The sequence below is a fragment of the Dietzia sp. DQ12-76 genome, assembly GCF_014145045.1.
In the GTDB taxonomy this organism is placed as follows: Bacteria; Actinomycetota; Actinomycetes; order Mycobacteriales; family Mycobacteriaceae; genus Dietzia.
This window is the reverse complement of record NZ_JAALDV010000057.1, coordinates 1-12637: the sequence shown is the minus strand read 5'-3', so window position 1 is coordinate 12637 and position 12637 is coordinate 1. Positions and strand designations below refer to the sequence as shown.

Annotated in this window: 15 protein-coding genes and 1 pseudogene; 15 read left to right on the top strand and 1 reads right to left on the bottom strand. The window is 68.5% G+C overall.

All coding sequences use genetic code 11. From position 1 onward, the window contains the following. Positions 1-47: 47 nt before the first annotated feature. The 15 genes from prmC to G6019_RS17190 all read left to right on the top strand — a co-directional run bounded on the left by prmC (position 48) and on the right by G6019_RS17190 (position 12230). Positions 48-971 (top strand): peptide chain release factor N(5)-glutamine methyltransferase, encoded by a 924-nt coding sequence (gene prmC, locus G6019_RS02970; RefSeq protein WP_182612193.1) that lies wholly within the window; start codon positions 48-50, stop codon positions 969-971. Further along, positions 968-1621: an L-threonylcarbamoyladenylate synthase gene (locus tag G6019_RS02965; RefSeq protein ID WP_107756721.1), complete on the top strand. Its 654-nt coding sequence runs from the start codon at positions 968-970 to the stop codon at positions 1619-1621. The genes prmC and G6019_RS02965 overlap by 4 nt, the downstream gene beginning before the upstream one ends. A gap of 16 nt (positions 1622-1637) precedes the next feature. Beyond that, the gene (locus G6019_RS02960; protein WP_107756720.1) at positions 1638-2798 is read left to right on the top strand and encodes a glycosyltransferase family 4 protein; all 1161 of its coding nucleotides are present in this window, start codon (positions 1638-1640) and stop codon (positions 2796-2798) included. A 10-nt stretch (positions 2799-2808) separates the two neighbouring features. Continuing rightward, positions 2809-3255 (top strand): hypothetical protein, encoded by a 447-nt coding sequence (locus tag G6019_RS02955; RefSeq protein ID WP_107758122.1) that lies wholly within the window; start codon positions 2809-2811, stop codon positions 3253-3255. 268 nt (positions 3256-3523) lie between these two features. Further along, positions 3524-4249, top strand: a complete 726-nt coding sequence (gene atpB / locus G6019_RS02950) for a F0F1 ATP synthase subunit A (RefSeq protein WP_228549202.1) — start codon at positions 3524-3526, stop codon at positions 4247-4249. Positions 4250-4350: 101 nt separating this feature from the next. Then, on the top strand, positions 4351-4590 hold the full coding sequence (locus G6019_RS02945) for an ATP synthase F0 subunit C (RefSeq protein ID WP_107756718.1): 240 nt from the start codon (positions 4351-4353) through the stop codon (positions 4588-4590). Positions 4591-4621: 31 nt separating this feature from the next. After that, positions 4622-5197 carry a F0F1 ATP synthase subunit B gene (locus G6019_RS02940; RefSeq protein WP_107756717.1) on the top strand — a complete coding sequence of 192 codons (576 nt, stop codon included), beginning with the start codon at positions 4622-4624 and terminating at the stop codon, positions 5195-5197. Between the two features lie 14 nt (positions 5198-5211). Continuing rightward, positions 5212-6030, top strand: coding sequence for a F0F1 ATP synthase subunit delta (locus G6019_RS02935; RefSeq protein WP_107758121.1), 819 nt, complete (start codon positions 5212-5214; stop codon positions 6028-6030). 105 nt (positions 6031-6135) lie between these two features. Further along, complete coding sequence (gene atpA, locus G6019_RS02930; protein ID WP_107756716.1) at positions 6136-7776, top strand: F0F1 ATP synthase subunit alpha; 1641 nt, start codon at positions 6136-6138, stop codon at positions 7774-7776. 55 nt (positions 7777-7831) lie between these two features. After that, positions 7832-8818, top strand: a complete 987-nt coding sequence (locus tag G6019_RS02925) for a F0F1 ATP synthase subunit gamma (RefSeq protein ID WP_095718300.1) — start codon at positions 7832-7834, stop codon at positions 8816-8818. A 3-nt stretch (positions 8819-8821) separates the two neighbouring features. Further along, the gene (gene atpD, locus G6019_RS02920; protein ID WP_182612194.1) at positions 8822-10270 is read left to right on the top strand and encodes a F0F1 ATP synthase subunit beta; all 1449 of its coding nucleotides are present in this window, start codon (positions 8822-8824) and stop codon (positions 10268-10270) included. A 9-nt stretch (positions 10271-10279) separates the two neighbouring features. Next, a complete protein-coding gene (locus tag G6019_RS02915; protein WP_095718299.1) occupies positions 10280-10651 on the top strand; it encodes a F0F1 ATP synthase subunit epsilon in 372 nt (123 codons plus the stop codon). A 59-nt stretch (positions 10652-10710) separates the two neighbouring features. Next, a complete protein-coding gene (locus tag G6019_RS02910; RefSeq protein ID WP_107756715.1) occupies positions 10711-11160 on the top strand; it encodes a DUF2550 family protein in 450 nt (149 codons plus the stop codon). A gap of 72 nt (positions 11161-11232) precedes the next feature. Beyond that, entirely contained in the window at positions 11233-11913 is a 681-nt protein-coding gene (gene nucS / locus G6019_RS02905) for an endonuclease NucS (RefSeq protein WP_107756714.1), read from the top strand. Positions 11914-11927: 14 nt separating this feature from the next. Beyond that, complete coding sequence (locus tag G6019_RS17190; protein ID WP_309230139.1) at positions 11928-12230, top strand: ATP/GTP-binding protein; 303 nt, start codon at positions 11928-11930, stop codon at positions 12228-12230. Here the strand turns inward: G6019_RS17190 and G6019_RS02900 are convergent. Continuing rightward, a pseudogene (locus tag G6019_RS02900) lies at positions 12211-12637 on the bottom strand (hypothetical protein); the annotation flags it as partial. The gene G6019_RS17190 and the pseudogene G6019_RS02900 sit on opposite strands and share 20 nt — an antisense overlap.

Genomic DNA, 12637 nt, shown 5'->3' with positions numbered 1-12637 from the left:
TCCGCCGCAGACGCATGGAAGACGCCTAGGCGGTGCAGTCGCGCCCCGTGCCGGCGACCGCGGTCGTGAGGTCGGCCGCGCATGACCTGCGGGCCGCCGGTGTCGACTCCGCCGTCGTGGAGGCGCAGCTGATCTGCGCGCATGTCCTCGGGATAGACCGCTCCGCGCTTCCACTGGCCGACGCGGTGGACGCCTCCCGGCTCGCGGAGATCAACCGGATGATCGCTGCCCGCATCGCCGATCGCACTCCGATCCAGTACCTCCTCGGGCGGGCCGTGTCGGGCCGTCTGGATCTCGCGGTCGGGCCCGGTGTCTTCATCCCCAGGCCCGAGACCGAGCTGCTCGTGGAGGACACGCTGGCCGCGCTCCCCGCATCGGGCGACGGACCGGGCCCGATCGTCGTGGACCTCTGTGCCGGTAGCGGAACGCTCGCCCTCGAGATCGCCCATGCCCGACCCGATGCCCGGGTCCACGCCGTGGAACTGCACGAGCCGGCGCTGGCGTGGCTGCGGCGCAACGCCGTCGAGCGGGAAGCCGCGGGGGACACTCCACTCGTGGTGCACTCCGGGGACGCGACGGACCCCGGCATCCTGGCGGAACTGCGGGGTCGGGTCGACGCGGTGGTGTCCAACCCGCCGTACATCCCGCGTACCGACGAACTCCCTGCGGAGGTCCTCGGGCACGAACCGGCGACCGCGCTGTTCGGCGGAGTCGACGGTCTCGCCGTCATCGCGCCGCTCGTCGGTGTCGCGGCCGCGCTCCTGGCACCGGGGGGTCACCTCGCGGTGGAGCACGACGAGGAGACCGGCGCCGCCGTCGCGGCGGTGGTCGAGGCGCAGGGACGCTTCGGTACCGTGGAACAGCACACCGACCTCGCCGGACGTCCGCGGTTCGTCACCGCGACCAGACTCGGCGATCGTGACGACGACGACGAGCTCGATCCGACAGTCCGGAAGGGGACCACCCGGTGACCATCACCTATGACTGCACCGAGGACACCGGTCGAGAGGTCGGCCTCAGTTCCGCGGCCGCTGCACTGCGTGCCGGTCGGCTCGTCGTGACGCCCACGGACACCCTCTACGGCATCGCGGCCGACGCCTTCGATCCCGATGCGGTCACCCTTCTGCTCTCCGCCAAGCGGCGCGGACCGGACATGCCCGTGCCCGTCCTGGTGGGCTCCTGGGAGACCATCGACGGCCTGGTCGTGAGCACGCCGGCGACGGCACGGGACCTCATCCGGGCGTTCTGGCCCGGCGGACTGAGCCTGATCGTGCACCAGGCACCGTCCCTCAACTGGAACCTGGGACACACCCAGGGCACCGTGATGCTCCGGATGCCGCTGCATCCCGTCGCGATCGAGTTGCTCCGCGAGGTCGGGCCGCTCGCCGTCTCCAGCGCCAACGTCTCCGGGCAGCCCCCGGCGACCACGGTCGCCGAGGCTCGCGACCAGCTGGGCGACTCGGTCGCCGTCTATCTGGATGGCGGTCCGTGCTCGGTCGGCCAGCCCTCGACGATCGTCGACCTCACGGGACCGTCGCCCCGGATCGTCCGGGAGGGGGCCGTGAGCGCAGAGCGCGTCGGGGAGGTCCTGAACACCGACGCCGCGTCTCTGCGCGGCTGACCGGGGTGATCTGAGCGTGGGCATAGGGGTTCCGTTCCGCGAGCTCCTGCTCATCGCGGTCACGGCGGGCCTGGTCACGTTCGCCGTCACAGGTCTGGTCAGAGGAGTCGCACCAGCGATCGGGGGACTGGCCTACCCCCGCGACAGGGACGTGCACGTGGTGCCGACGCCCCGCCTCGGCGGGGTCGGCATCTTCACCGGAATGCTGGTCGCCGTCTACCTGTCCGCGCAGCTCCCCGCTCTCAACCGGGCGTTCCCGCCGTTCGCCCCGGACGTCGAGGCGACGATCATCGCGGGCGGGGTGATCGTGCTGGTGGGCATCGTCGACGACATCCTCGGCCTCGGTGCTGTCACGAAACTCGCAGGTCAAGCGGCGGCGGCGGGCGTCCTGGTGGCCATGGGCGTGTCCTGGAACCTGGTGTACATCCCGTTCGGGGACGGCAACATCCTGGTCCTGGATCAGCTCCAGGCGGGGCTGCTCACCGTGGTCTTCACGCTGGCCATCGTCAACGCGATGAACTTCGTCGACGGTCTGGACGGCCTCGCCGCCGGGCTCGGTGCCATCGCGGCCACCGCGATCTGCGTGTTCTCCGTCGGGATCATGCTCGACCAGGGAGGCACGGTCGGGGCGTACCCCCCGGCCCTCGTCACGGCGGTCCTCGCCGGGGCGTTGCTGGGCTTCCTGCCGCACAACTTCCAACCGGCGCGGATCTTCATGGGTGATTCGGGGTCGATGCTGATCGGCCTGGTCCTCGCCGCGGCCTCCACCAGCGCGTCAGGGAAGATCTCCCAGAGCCTGTACGGGCCACAGGAGATGATCGTCCTGCTCTCGCCGATGATCGTCGTCGCGGCGGCGATGTTCGTCCCGATGCTCGACCTCGTGATGGCGGTGGTCCGTCGGGTGGGCGCCGGCCGCAGCCCCTTCGCCCCGGACAAGATGCATCTCCATCACCGTCTGCTGGATCTGGGTCACTCCCATCGGCGGGTCGCGCTCGTGATCTACGCGTGGGTCTCGCTCATCGCGTTCGGTGCCGTCGGCGCGACCATGCTCCCGACCGAGGTGATCGTCCCGCTCGCCGCCGCCGGGCTCATCTCGGTCCTGGCCGCCACCCTGGTCCCGAGGTTGAGGAGTGCGCGGGGCGAACGCGGAACCGTCGAACCAGGGGGCTCGGGTTAGGCTGCTGGTCATGACGGACACTCCCGCGACACCCGCGCAGCCCGCCGACAGTCCCCACACCGCAGGTCTCCGCAAGGCGGTCCGATTCGGCGCCCTGGCGCTGGCCGTCCTCGCCGTGGTCGGTGCCGCGGTGTGGACCGCGATCGACGGGACCCCTGGGCTGTGGGGCGCGCTGATGGGAGCCGCCGTGGGCGGTGCGTTCGTGCTCACCACGGCGATCGTGGTCATCGCCACGGCGCACTCGGCTCCGCAGACGACCGCGGCCGTCGTCCTGGGGACCTGGCTGGTCAAACTCCTCGCGGCGATGGGTATCGTCGCCGCGCTCTCGAGGTTCGATTTCTACTCGCGCCCCGCCTTCGCGGTCACGGTCATCGCCGCGCTCATCGTGGTGCTGGCGGTGGAGACGGGGGCCATCCTCAAGACCCGTGCGCCCTACGTGGAGCCCGCCGCCACCTGACGGGTCCCCCTGTGTCCCCGTGCCGAGACCAGGATGTTATTCTCATCGACGGTGAGACGAGCACGTCACCGGGCTGCTTCGCGGCCCGAGGCGTTCGCGCTGAATCCCAATACGGCCGCGATCATCGGGCCACTCGTACCGAACGCGCTCGGGCGCACGTCGCCCAACACGACCAGGGGAGAACACACTGAGTACCACGCTTCTGGCCTTCAAGGGCGAGTTTCATCCCCCGAACATCGACTATGAGTTCTTCCCCTCCCAGCAGTGGTTGACCGGTTTCGCCGGTGACGCGTTCGTCCTGGACCGGCTCATGATCATTCGGCTGCTCATGACGGTGGTCCTGCTGGGCTTCTTCATGATCGCCATGCGGAACCCCAAGCTGGTCCCGCGCGGGGTCCAGAACTTCGCCGAGATCTGCCTGGACTTCGTCCGGGTCCACATCGCGGAGGAGATCCTGGGCAAGGAGCAGGGGCGCCGTTTCCTGCCGGTCATCGCGACCATCTTCTTCGCGGTCTTCGCGATGAACCTCCCGACGATCATCCCGGGCCTCAACATCTCGCCCAACGCCAGGATCGGCTTCCCGCTGATGCTCGCCGTCCTGGGCTACGTGACCTTCATCTACGCGGGGTCCAAGAGGTACGGCTTCGCCAAGTTCATCAAGGCGAGTGTGGTGATCCCGGGGCTTCCCCCGGCGCTGCACATCCTGGTGGTGCCGATCGAGTTGGTGTCGACGTTCATCCTCCGCCCGGCCACGCTGACCATTCGTCTCATGGCCAACATGCTGGCGGGGCACCTGATCATCGTCCTGCTGTTCAGTGCCACGAACTTCTTCTTCTGGCAGTTGAACGGCTGGTCGCTGCTGGCGGTGGGCACCTCGGTGCTCTCGGTCGCCTTCACGCTGTTCAAGCTGCTGGTCCTCTTCCTCCAGGCCTACATCTTCGCGCTGCTGGTCTCGGTGTACATCGATCTCGCACTCCACGCGGAGAGCCACTAGACCCCGGGCCCCCGGGCCCGGCACGACCATCCCGTCTACCCGACACATCACGTCCGACCGGTGCGGAGAAGCCCGCACCGGCCATCTGAAAGGGAACTCCCATGGACATCGTCACTCTCGCCCAGGCCACCGAGCAGACCGTCAGCGGCTACGGTGCGATCGGCTACGGCCTCGCCGCCATCGGCCCCGGCATCGGCATCGGCATCCTCGTCGGCAAGACCGTCGAGGGCATGGCCCGCCAGCCCGAGATGGCCGGCACCCTCCGTACCACGATGTTCCTCGGCATCGCCTTCACCGAGGCGCTCGCCCTGATCGGTATCGTCGCCGGCTTCCTGTTCTGATCGACGACCACCGACCTCGTAGGGACGCACCATGAACAACGTCATCGCCATCTTGGCGGCCGAGGGTGGAGAATCACTCCCCCTGGAGGACAGCCCCAACCCGCTGCTTCCTCCGCTGTATGACATCGTCTGGTCGCTCATCCCGCTCGCCGTCATCCTGTGGCTCTTCTGGAAGTTCATCCTCCCGAAGTTCCAGCAGGTCCTCGACGAGCGCTCCGAGCGCATCGAAGGCGGTCTGCGTCGTGCCGAGCAGACCCAGGCCGAGGCGAAGGAAGAGCTGGCCAAATACAAGGCCCAACTCGCCGAGGCGCGCAGCGAAGCGGCCAAGATCCGCGACGACGCGCGCGCGCAGGGTCAGCAGATCCTCGCGGACATGAAGTCGGAGGCGCAGGCGGAGAGCGACCGCATCATCGCCTCCGGTGAGCAGCAGCTCGCCGCTCAGCGGCAGCAGATCATCGCCGAGCTCCGCAGCGACCTGGGTCGTCAGTCCGTGGACCTCGCCGAGCGGCTGATGGGTGAGCAGCTGTCGGATCCGGTCCGGCGCTCGGGCACCATCGATCGCTTTCTGGCGGACCTCGACCGGATCCCCGGCGCGGGCAGGAACTAAGGGAAGTGGAGCCGATGCACGCAGCGAGTCGCGAAGCGCTCGACCAGACCCGGAGCACACTGGAGCAGACCCTGGCGGCGAACCCGTCCGGGGGAGCGACCGGAGCGAAGGTGGGCCAGGAACTCTTCGAGGTCGTGGGCGTCCTCGAGGACAACCGTGCCCTCCGGGTGTCCGTCGCCGACACCGCGGCCCCGGTGGAGGCCCGACAGGACCTGGTCCGTGGGGTGTTCGGGTGGAAGGTCGACCAGGCGACCCTGGACCTTCTCCTCGCTGCGGTGTCCCAGGACTGGTCCACCCCTCGCGAGCTGCGGGAGGGTCTGGTCCTCCTCGGCCGGGAGGCGCTCCTGCGCTCGGCCGACCAGCAGGGCCAGCTCCAGACCGTCGAGGACGAGCTGTTCAGGCTCGGGCGGATCGTCGCCGGGGATCCCCAGTTCGAGCAGCTCCTGGCCGATCGGACCGCCGACGTGGGAGCCAGGCGCGGCCTGCTCGCCGAGGTGCTGTACGGCAAGGTCACGGCGGTGACCGAGGCTCTGGCCTCCCAGGCGGTGGCTCGGCCGTCGGGTATGCCCGCGGACGACATCATGGCGGTCTCGGTGCAGGCCGCGGAGTTGCGCGGCCGGTCCGTCGCCGTGGTGACCAGCGCGGAGCCGCTGACCGGACAGCAGTCGGATGATCTCCGGGCCCGACTGGCGTCGTTGTACGGGCGGGAGATCGCCATCCACAACGATGTCGACCAGTCCCTTCTGGGCGGCGTCGTCGTCCGGGTCGGAGACGAGATCATCGACGGTAGCGTGGCAGGACGGCTCGACGCCATGCGTCGGTCCCTCCGCTGACCTGCCGGGCCGGCACAAGACGAGCTGCGACTCGGCCGTGTTCCAGCGGTAGTGGCTCACGTAAACACCCATAAAGCACATCCCGACTTTGAGAGCAGGAATGACATGGCGGAGTTGACGATCTCCTCCGAAGAGATCCGCAGCGCGATTGCGAACTACACCTCGACCGTTTCGACCGACGCGACGAAGGAGGAGGTCGGCGTCGTCGTCGACACCGGTGACGGCATCGCGCACATCAGCGGCCTCCCCTCGGCGATGGCCAACGAGCTGCTGGAGTTCCCCGGCGGGATCCTCGGTGTCGCACTGAACCTCGAGGACCGGGAGATCGGCGCGGTCATCCTCGGCAACTTCGACGAGATCGCCCAGGGCCAGGAGGTGCGCCGCACCGGGGACGTCCTCTCCGTCCCCGTCGGCGACGGCTTCCTCGGCCGTGTGGTCAACCCGCTCGGCAAGCCCATCGACGGCCGCGGCGAGATCGAGTCCGCGGGCACCCGCGCACTCGAGCTCCAGGCGCCGTCGGTCCTGGAGCGTCAGCCCGTCGAGGAGCCGATGCAGACCGGCATCAAGGCCATCGACGCCATGACCCCCATCGGCCGCGGACAGCGTCAGCTGATCATCGGCGACCGCAAGACCGGCAAGACCGCGGTCTGCATCGACGCGATCCTCAACCAGAAGGCCAACTGGGAGTCGGGCGACAAGACCAAGCAGCTGCGCTGCATCTACGTCGCGATCGGCCAGAAGGGCTCGACCATCGCGGGCGTCAAGGCGACGCTCGAGGAGCACGGCGCGATGGAGTACACCACCATCGTCGCGGCCCCCGCCTCCGACTCCGCCGGCTTCAAGTGGCTCGCCCCCTTCACCGGGTCGGCCATCGGCCAGCACTGGATGTACGAGGGTGCGCACGTCCTGGTCGTGTTCGACGACCTGTCCAAGCAGGCCGACGCCTACCGCGCGATCTCGTTGCTGCTGCGCCGCCCGCCGGGCCGCGAGGCTTACCCGGGTGACGTCTTCTACCTGCACTCGCGGCTGCTCGAGCGCTGCGCCAAGCTCTCCGACGACATGGGCGGGGGCTCGCTGACCGGCCTGCCGATCATCGAGACCAAGGCCAACGACGTCTCCGCGTTCATCCCGACCAACGTCATCTCCATCACCGACGGCCAGGTCTTCCTCGAGTCGGACCTGTTCAACCGCGGTGTGCGCCCCGCCGTCAACGTCGGTATCTCCGTCTCCCGCGTCGGCGGCGCCGCCCAGACCAAGGGCATGAAGAAGGTCTCCGGGTCCCTGCGTCTCGACCTGGCCGCGTACCGCGACCTCGAGTCGTTCGCGACCTTCGCCTCCGACCTCGACGCCGCGTCCAAGGCGCAGCTCGAGCGCGGTCAGCGTCTGGTCGAGATCCTCAAGCAGGACCAGAACTCCCCGGTGGCGGTCGAGGACCAGATCGTCTCGATCTACCTCGCCGGCGAGGGCTTCTACGACACGGTCCCCGTCGAGGACGTCCGTCGGTTCGAGGGCGAGCTGCTCGAGAGCCTGCGGCACTCCGCGGCCGACGTCTACAGCCAGATCGACGGCGGCGCCGCTCTCTCCGACGAGTCAAAGGCGACACTCGAGGCCAAGACCAACGAGTTCAAGGAGGGCTTCGTCGCCTCCGACGGTTCCCGCGTGGTCAACGAGCCCGAGGCCGAGGCGCTCTCGGAGGACGAGATCGATCGTGAGACCCTCACGGTCACCAAGAAGAAGAAGGCCTGAGGCCTCGAGATGACAGCCATCCGATTCAAGGCCGAGAGGAGAGTGATCTGAAGTAATGGCGAACATGCGTGAACTGCGCGACCGGATCAAGTCCGTCAACTCGACCAAGAAGATCACCAAGGCCCAGGAGCTGATCGCCACCTCGCAGATCTCCAAGGCCCAGGCGAGGGTCGAGGCCGCTCAGCCCTTCGCCGATCAGATCACCGCCATCCTGACCGATCTCGCCAGCGCGTCGTCGGTCCAGCACAGGATGCTCAACGAGCCGGAGGACGCCACGCGCTCGGCCGTGCTGGTGGTGACGTCGGACCGCGGGATGTGTGGTGGGTACAACCACAACGTCCTCAAGGAGGCCGCCGAACTCATCGCGTTCCTCGAGGAGTCCGGCCGCGAGGTCGACATCTACGTGCTGGGCAACAAGGGCATCGTGTACTACACGTTCCGCGAGATCGAACTGGCGGGATCGTGGCACGGGCACTCCCAGAAGCCCGACTACCAGGAGGCCCGTCCGGCCTTCCAGCTCCTGTCCGCCGCGTTCGCGGCCGGGGGAGAGGCGACGTTCGACGCGACGGAGTTCCTCGGCAGCGACTACACCGGCGACACCACCCGCAAGGGCGTCGACGAGGTCCACATCGTCTACACCCAGTTCAAGTCCATGCTCACGCAGACGCCGCGTGCGAGGCGTCTGGCCCCGATCGAGACCCGTGTCGAGGTCGAGGAGCTGGATCTGGGCGAGGACATGCTCGACACGTCCAAGACGGACTTCAAGCCCGAAGTCACGTTCGAGCCCGACGCGGATACCCTCCTCGACAACCTCCTCCCGAGGTACATGTCGACGCGGGCGTTCGCATCGCTGCTCGAGTCGGCGGCATCGGAATCGGCCGCGCGACGCACGGCCATGAAGTCCGCGACGGACAACGCGACCGAACTGGTGGAAGGCCTGAGCCGCGAGGCCAACCAGGCCCGCCAGGCACAGATCACCCAGGAAATCAGCGAGATTGTCGGTGGCGCTGGTGCGCTCGCCGCTAGCGCAGGAAGTGACTAAGCAATGACCACAGCTGTTACCGATCAGAGCGCGACGGGCACGGCCGGTCTCACCGGTCGGGTCGCCCGCGTCCTGGGCGCGGTCGTCGACGTGGAGTTCCCGCGCGGCGCCCTCCCGGCCCTCTTCAACGCCCTGACCACCGAGATCACCCTGGAGGCCGTGGCCAAGACGGTGACCTTCGAGGTCGCCCAGCATCTCGGCGACAACATGGTCCGCTGCATCTCCATGCAGTCGACCGACGGACTCGTCCGTGGCGCGGAGGTCGTCGACTCGGGTAAGCCGATCTCGGTCCCCGTGGGCGACGTCGTCAAGGGCCACGTCTTCAACGCCCTCGGCGACTGCCTCGACGCGCCCGGCACCGGCCGTGACGGTGAGCAGTGGGGTATCCACCGCGAGCCGCCCGCCTTCGACCAGCTCGAGGGCAAGACCGAGATCCTCGAGACCGGCGTGAAGGTCATCGACCTCCTCACCCCGTACGTCAAGGGTGGCAAGATCGGCCTGTTCGGTGGTGCCGGCGTCGGCAAGACCGTGCTGATCCAGGAGATGATCACCCGTATCGCCCGCGAGTTCTCCGGCACCTCCGTGTTCGCCGGCGTCGGTGAGCGCACCCGTGAGGGCACCGACCTCTTCCTCGAGATGGAGGAGATGGGCGTCCTGCAGGACACCGCGTTGGTGTTCGGCCAGATGGACGAGCCGCCGGGGACGCGTATGCGCGTCGCACTCTCGGCGCTGACCATGGCCGAGTACTTCCGCGACGTCCAGGGGCAGGACGTCTTGTTGTTCGTGGACAACATCTTCCGCTTCACGCAGGCCGGTTCCGAGGTCTCGACCCTGCTCGGTCGCATGCCGTCCGCCGTCGGTTACCAGCCGACCCTCGCGGACGAGATGGGCATGCTGCAGGAGCGGATCACCTCGACGCGTGGCCGTTCGATCACCTCGCTGCAGGCGATCTACGTCCCCGCCGACGACTACACCGACCCCGCTCCGGCGACCACGTTCGCCCACCTCGACGCGACCACCGAGCTCTCCCGCTCGATCGCCTCGAAGGGCATCTACCCGGCCGTCGACCCGCTCACCTCGACCTCCCGCATCCTGGAGCCGGGCATCGTGGGGGAGGAGCACTACCGGGTGGCTCAGAACGTCATCCAGATCCTGCAGAAGTACAAGGAGCTCCAGGACATCATCGCCATCCTCGGCATGGACGAGCTCTCCGAGGAGGACAAGGTCACCGTTCAGCGGGCCCGTCGCCTCGAGCGCTTCCTCGGCCAGAACTTCCTGGTCGCGGAGAAGTTCACCGGGCAGGTCGGTTCGGTCGTCCCGCTGTCGGACACCATCGAGGCGTTCGACAAGCTGTGCAAGGGCGAGCTGGACCATCTCCCGGAGCAGGCGTTCAACGGTATCGGCGGTCTGGACGACGTCGAGGCGGCCGCCAAGAAGCTCTCGGGGAAGTGACCGCTGACCATGGCTGACATCGAGGTCGAGTTCGTCACGGTCGAGCAACGCTTCTGGTCCGGCACCGCCACCATGGTGGTCGCCAAGACCACCGAGGGCGAGATCGGTATCCAGTCCGGGCACGAGCCGCTGCTCGGCGAGCTGGATGCCGGCGGCACCGTGACGGTCTACACGGACGAGGGCAAGAAGGTCGCCGCGGTGCAGGGCGGGTTCCTCTCCGTGACGGCGAACAAGGTCAGCATCCTCGGCGAGACCGCGGAGTGGGCGGAGTCCATCGACCGGGCCGAGGCCGAGCGCGCACTGTCCGAGGCCGGGGATGACCAGCAGGCTGCCGCCGCCGCGCGCGGTCGTCTCCGGGCGGTCGAGAAGGCCGGCAGCTAGCTGTACGATTCGGTCCTCCCGTGACCTGACGGCCGCGGCCACCGGAAGGGGTTGGGTAGATGGCGATTCCCGGGATCATTCTCGGTGTCGTCGTCCTGCTCGTCCTCGCCCCGGTGGCCGCGGCCGTGGTGTATCGCCTGGTGGTCGTCCGCAGGAATGCCACCTCGGTCCTCGTCAGGAGGGCCGGTGAGGAGTCCTGGCGCCACGGCGCCGTGAGGTATTCCGATACCGATCTGGCCTTCTACCGGTTGGTCAGCGTGAGGTTCGGCGCGGACGTGCGGCTGGACCGGCGGAGCCTCGAGTTGGGCCCCCGGCGACAACCGACCGGCCACGAACTCGATATCGCGGAGTCGGGTGAGGTGATCGTGTCCTTCTCCGGTCACGACCGCAGGCGCGGGATCAGAGAAGGCGAACTCTGTGTGGGTCCGGCCGAGCTGACCGCGTTGTTGGCGTGGGTGGAGGCCTGCTCCACCGACCAGATCCGCTCCCCGGACCGCCGACGGCGGTGACGGTCCCGAGGACCGCGCTCGGCGACGACCGTCCGGGGGTCGTCCCGCACAATCCCGATCTGAGGAGGATCCGTGCGTCTCGTCGTCGCCACATGTCAGGTCGACTACGTCGGCCGTCTGACGGCTCATCTCCCCATGGCGCCCAGGCTGCTGTTGCTCAAGGCGGACGGGTCCGTCAGCGTGCACGCCGACGACCGCGCGTACAAACCCCTCAACTGGATGACGCCACCCTGCTGGCTCGTCGAGCAGGAGCATCCGGAGGATCCTGCGCACCTGCTCTGGGTGGTGGAGAACAAGGCCGGTGAACAGCTGCGGATCACGCTCTCCGAGGTCCACCACGACTCCCGTCACGAGCTGGGTATGGATCCCGGCCTGGTCAAGGACGGGGTCGAGGCCCATCTCCAGGAACTGCTGGCCGAGCACCTGGAGACTCTCGGCCCCGGATACACCCTGGTCCGCCGCGAGTACATGACGGCGATCGGGCCGGTCGACATCCTCGGACGGGACGCCGATGGCGTGACCGTGGCGGTCGAGATCAAACGCCGCGGTGAGATCGACGGCGTCGAACAGCTCACGCGCTATCTGGAACTGCTCAACCGGGACCCGTTGTTGTCCCCGGTGAGAGGGGTGTTCGCGGCGCAGGTGATCAAGCCGCAGGCCAGGACCCTGGCCGAGGACCGGGGTATCCGCTGCGTGACGCTCGACTACGACTCGCTCCGAGGCATCGAGTCGACGGACCTCCGGCTGTTCTGAGGTGAGGGGGCCAGGTGCCGAGACGTCACAGACGCGCGGGGACTGATCGTCCCGCGCCCCGGAGGGACGGCCTCGGGGGCGCCGCACTGGAATCCGGCCCGTCGGGGGATCCGGACGACTACCACGTCCGGCGTGTGCCCGGCTCGCGAGCCGGGAAGCACTATCGCTGTCCGGGATGTGATCAGGTCATCACCGCGGGTTCCCCGCATGTGGTCGCGTGGCCAGACAGACCGGGCGGCGAGGACGACCGGCGCCACTGGCACAGCGGATGCTGGTCCGGGAGGGCGAACCGCGGCCTCACCCGTCGGTGGAGCTGAGCCGACGATCGTCACGCCGCGACTCGTCGAGAAGGGGATCGGCGGGCAGGGGCGGAATGTCCTCGAGGCGGCCGGGGATGGGTTCCAGCCGGGCTCGGATCGTCGCGAGATCGGCGACGATCTGCTCGCGAAGCGACGTCAGCTGCTCGACGTGGGCACGCGCCTTCGAGACGAGAGCCGCCGCCTCGGAGGCGGCCCGGTCGATCGTCCCGCGAGACTGCTCCTCGGCCTCCCGCCGGACGGCCTCCGCGGCGGCCTCCGACGCCTCCCGTCGGTTCCGGTCCTCGAGCAGGGACCGCGTCCTCCTCGCGTCGGAGGCGATGCGGTGATCCTCGTCGATCAGATCGCGACGGCGGGCGGCCTCGAGGTCGAGCCTGCCGGCCTCGCGCTCGGCGGCGAGGACGATC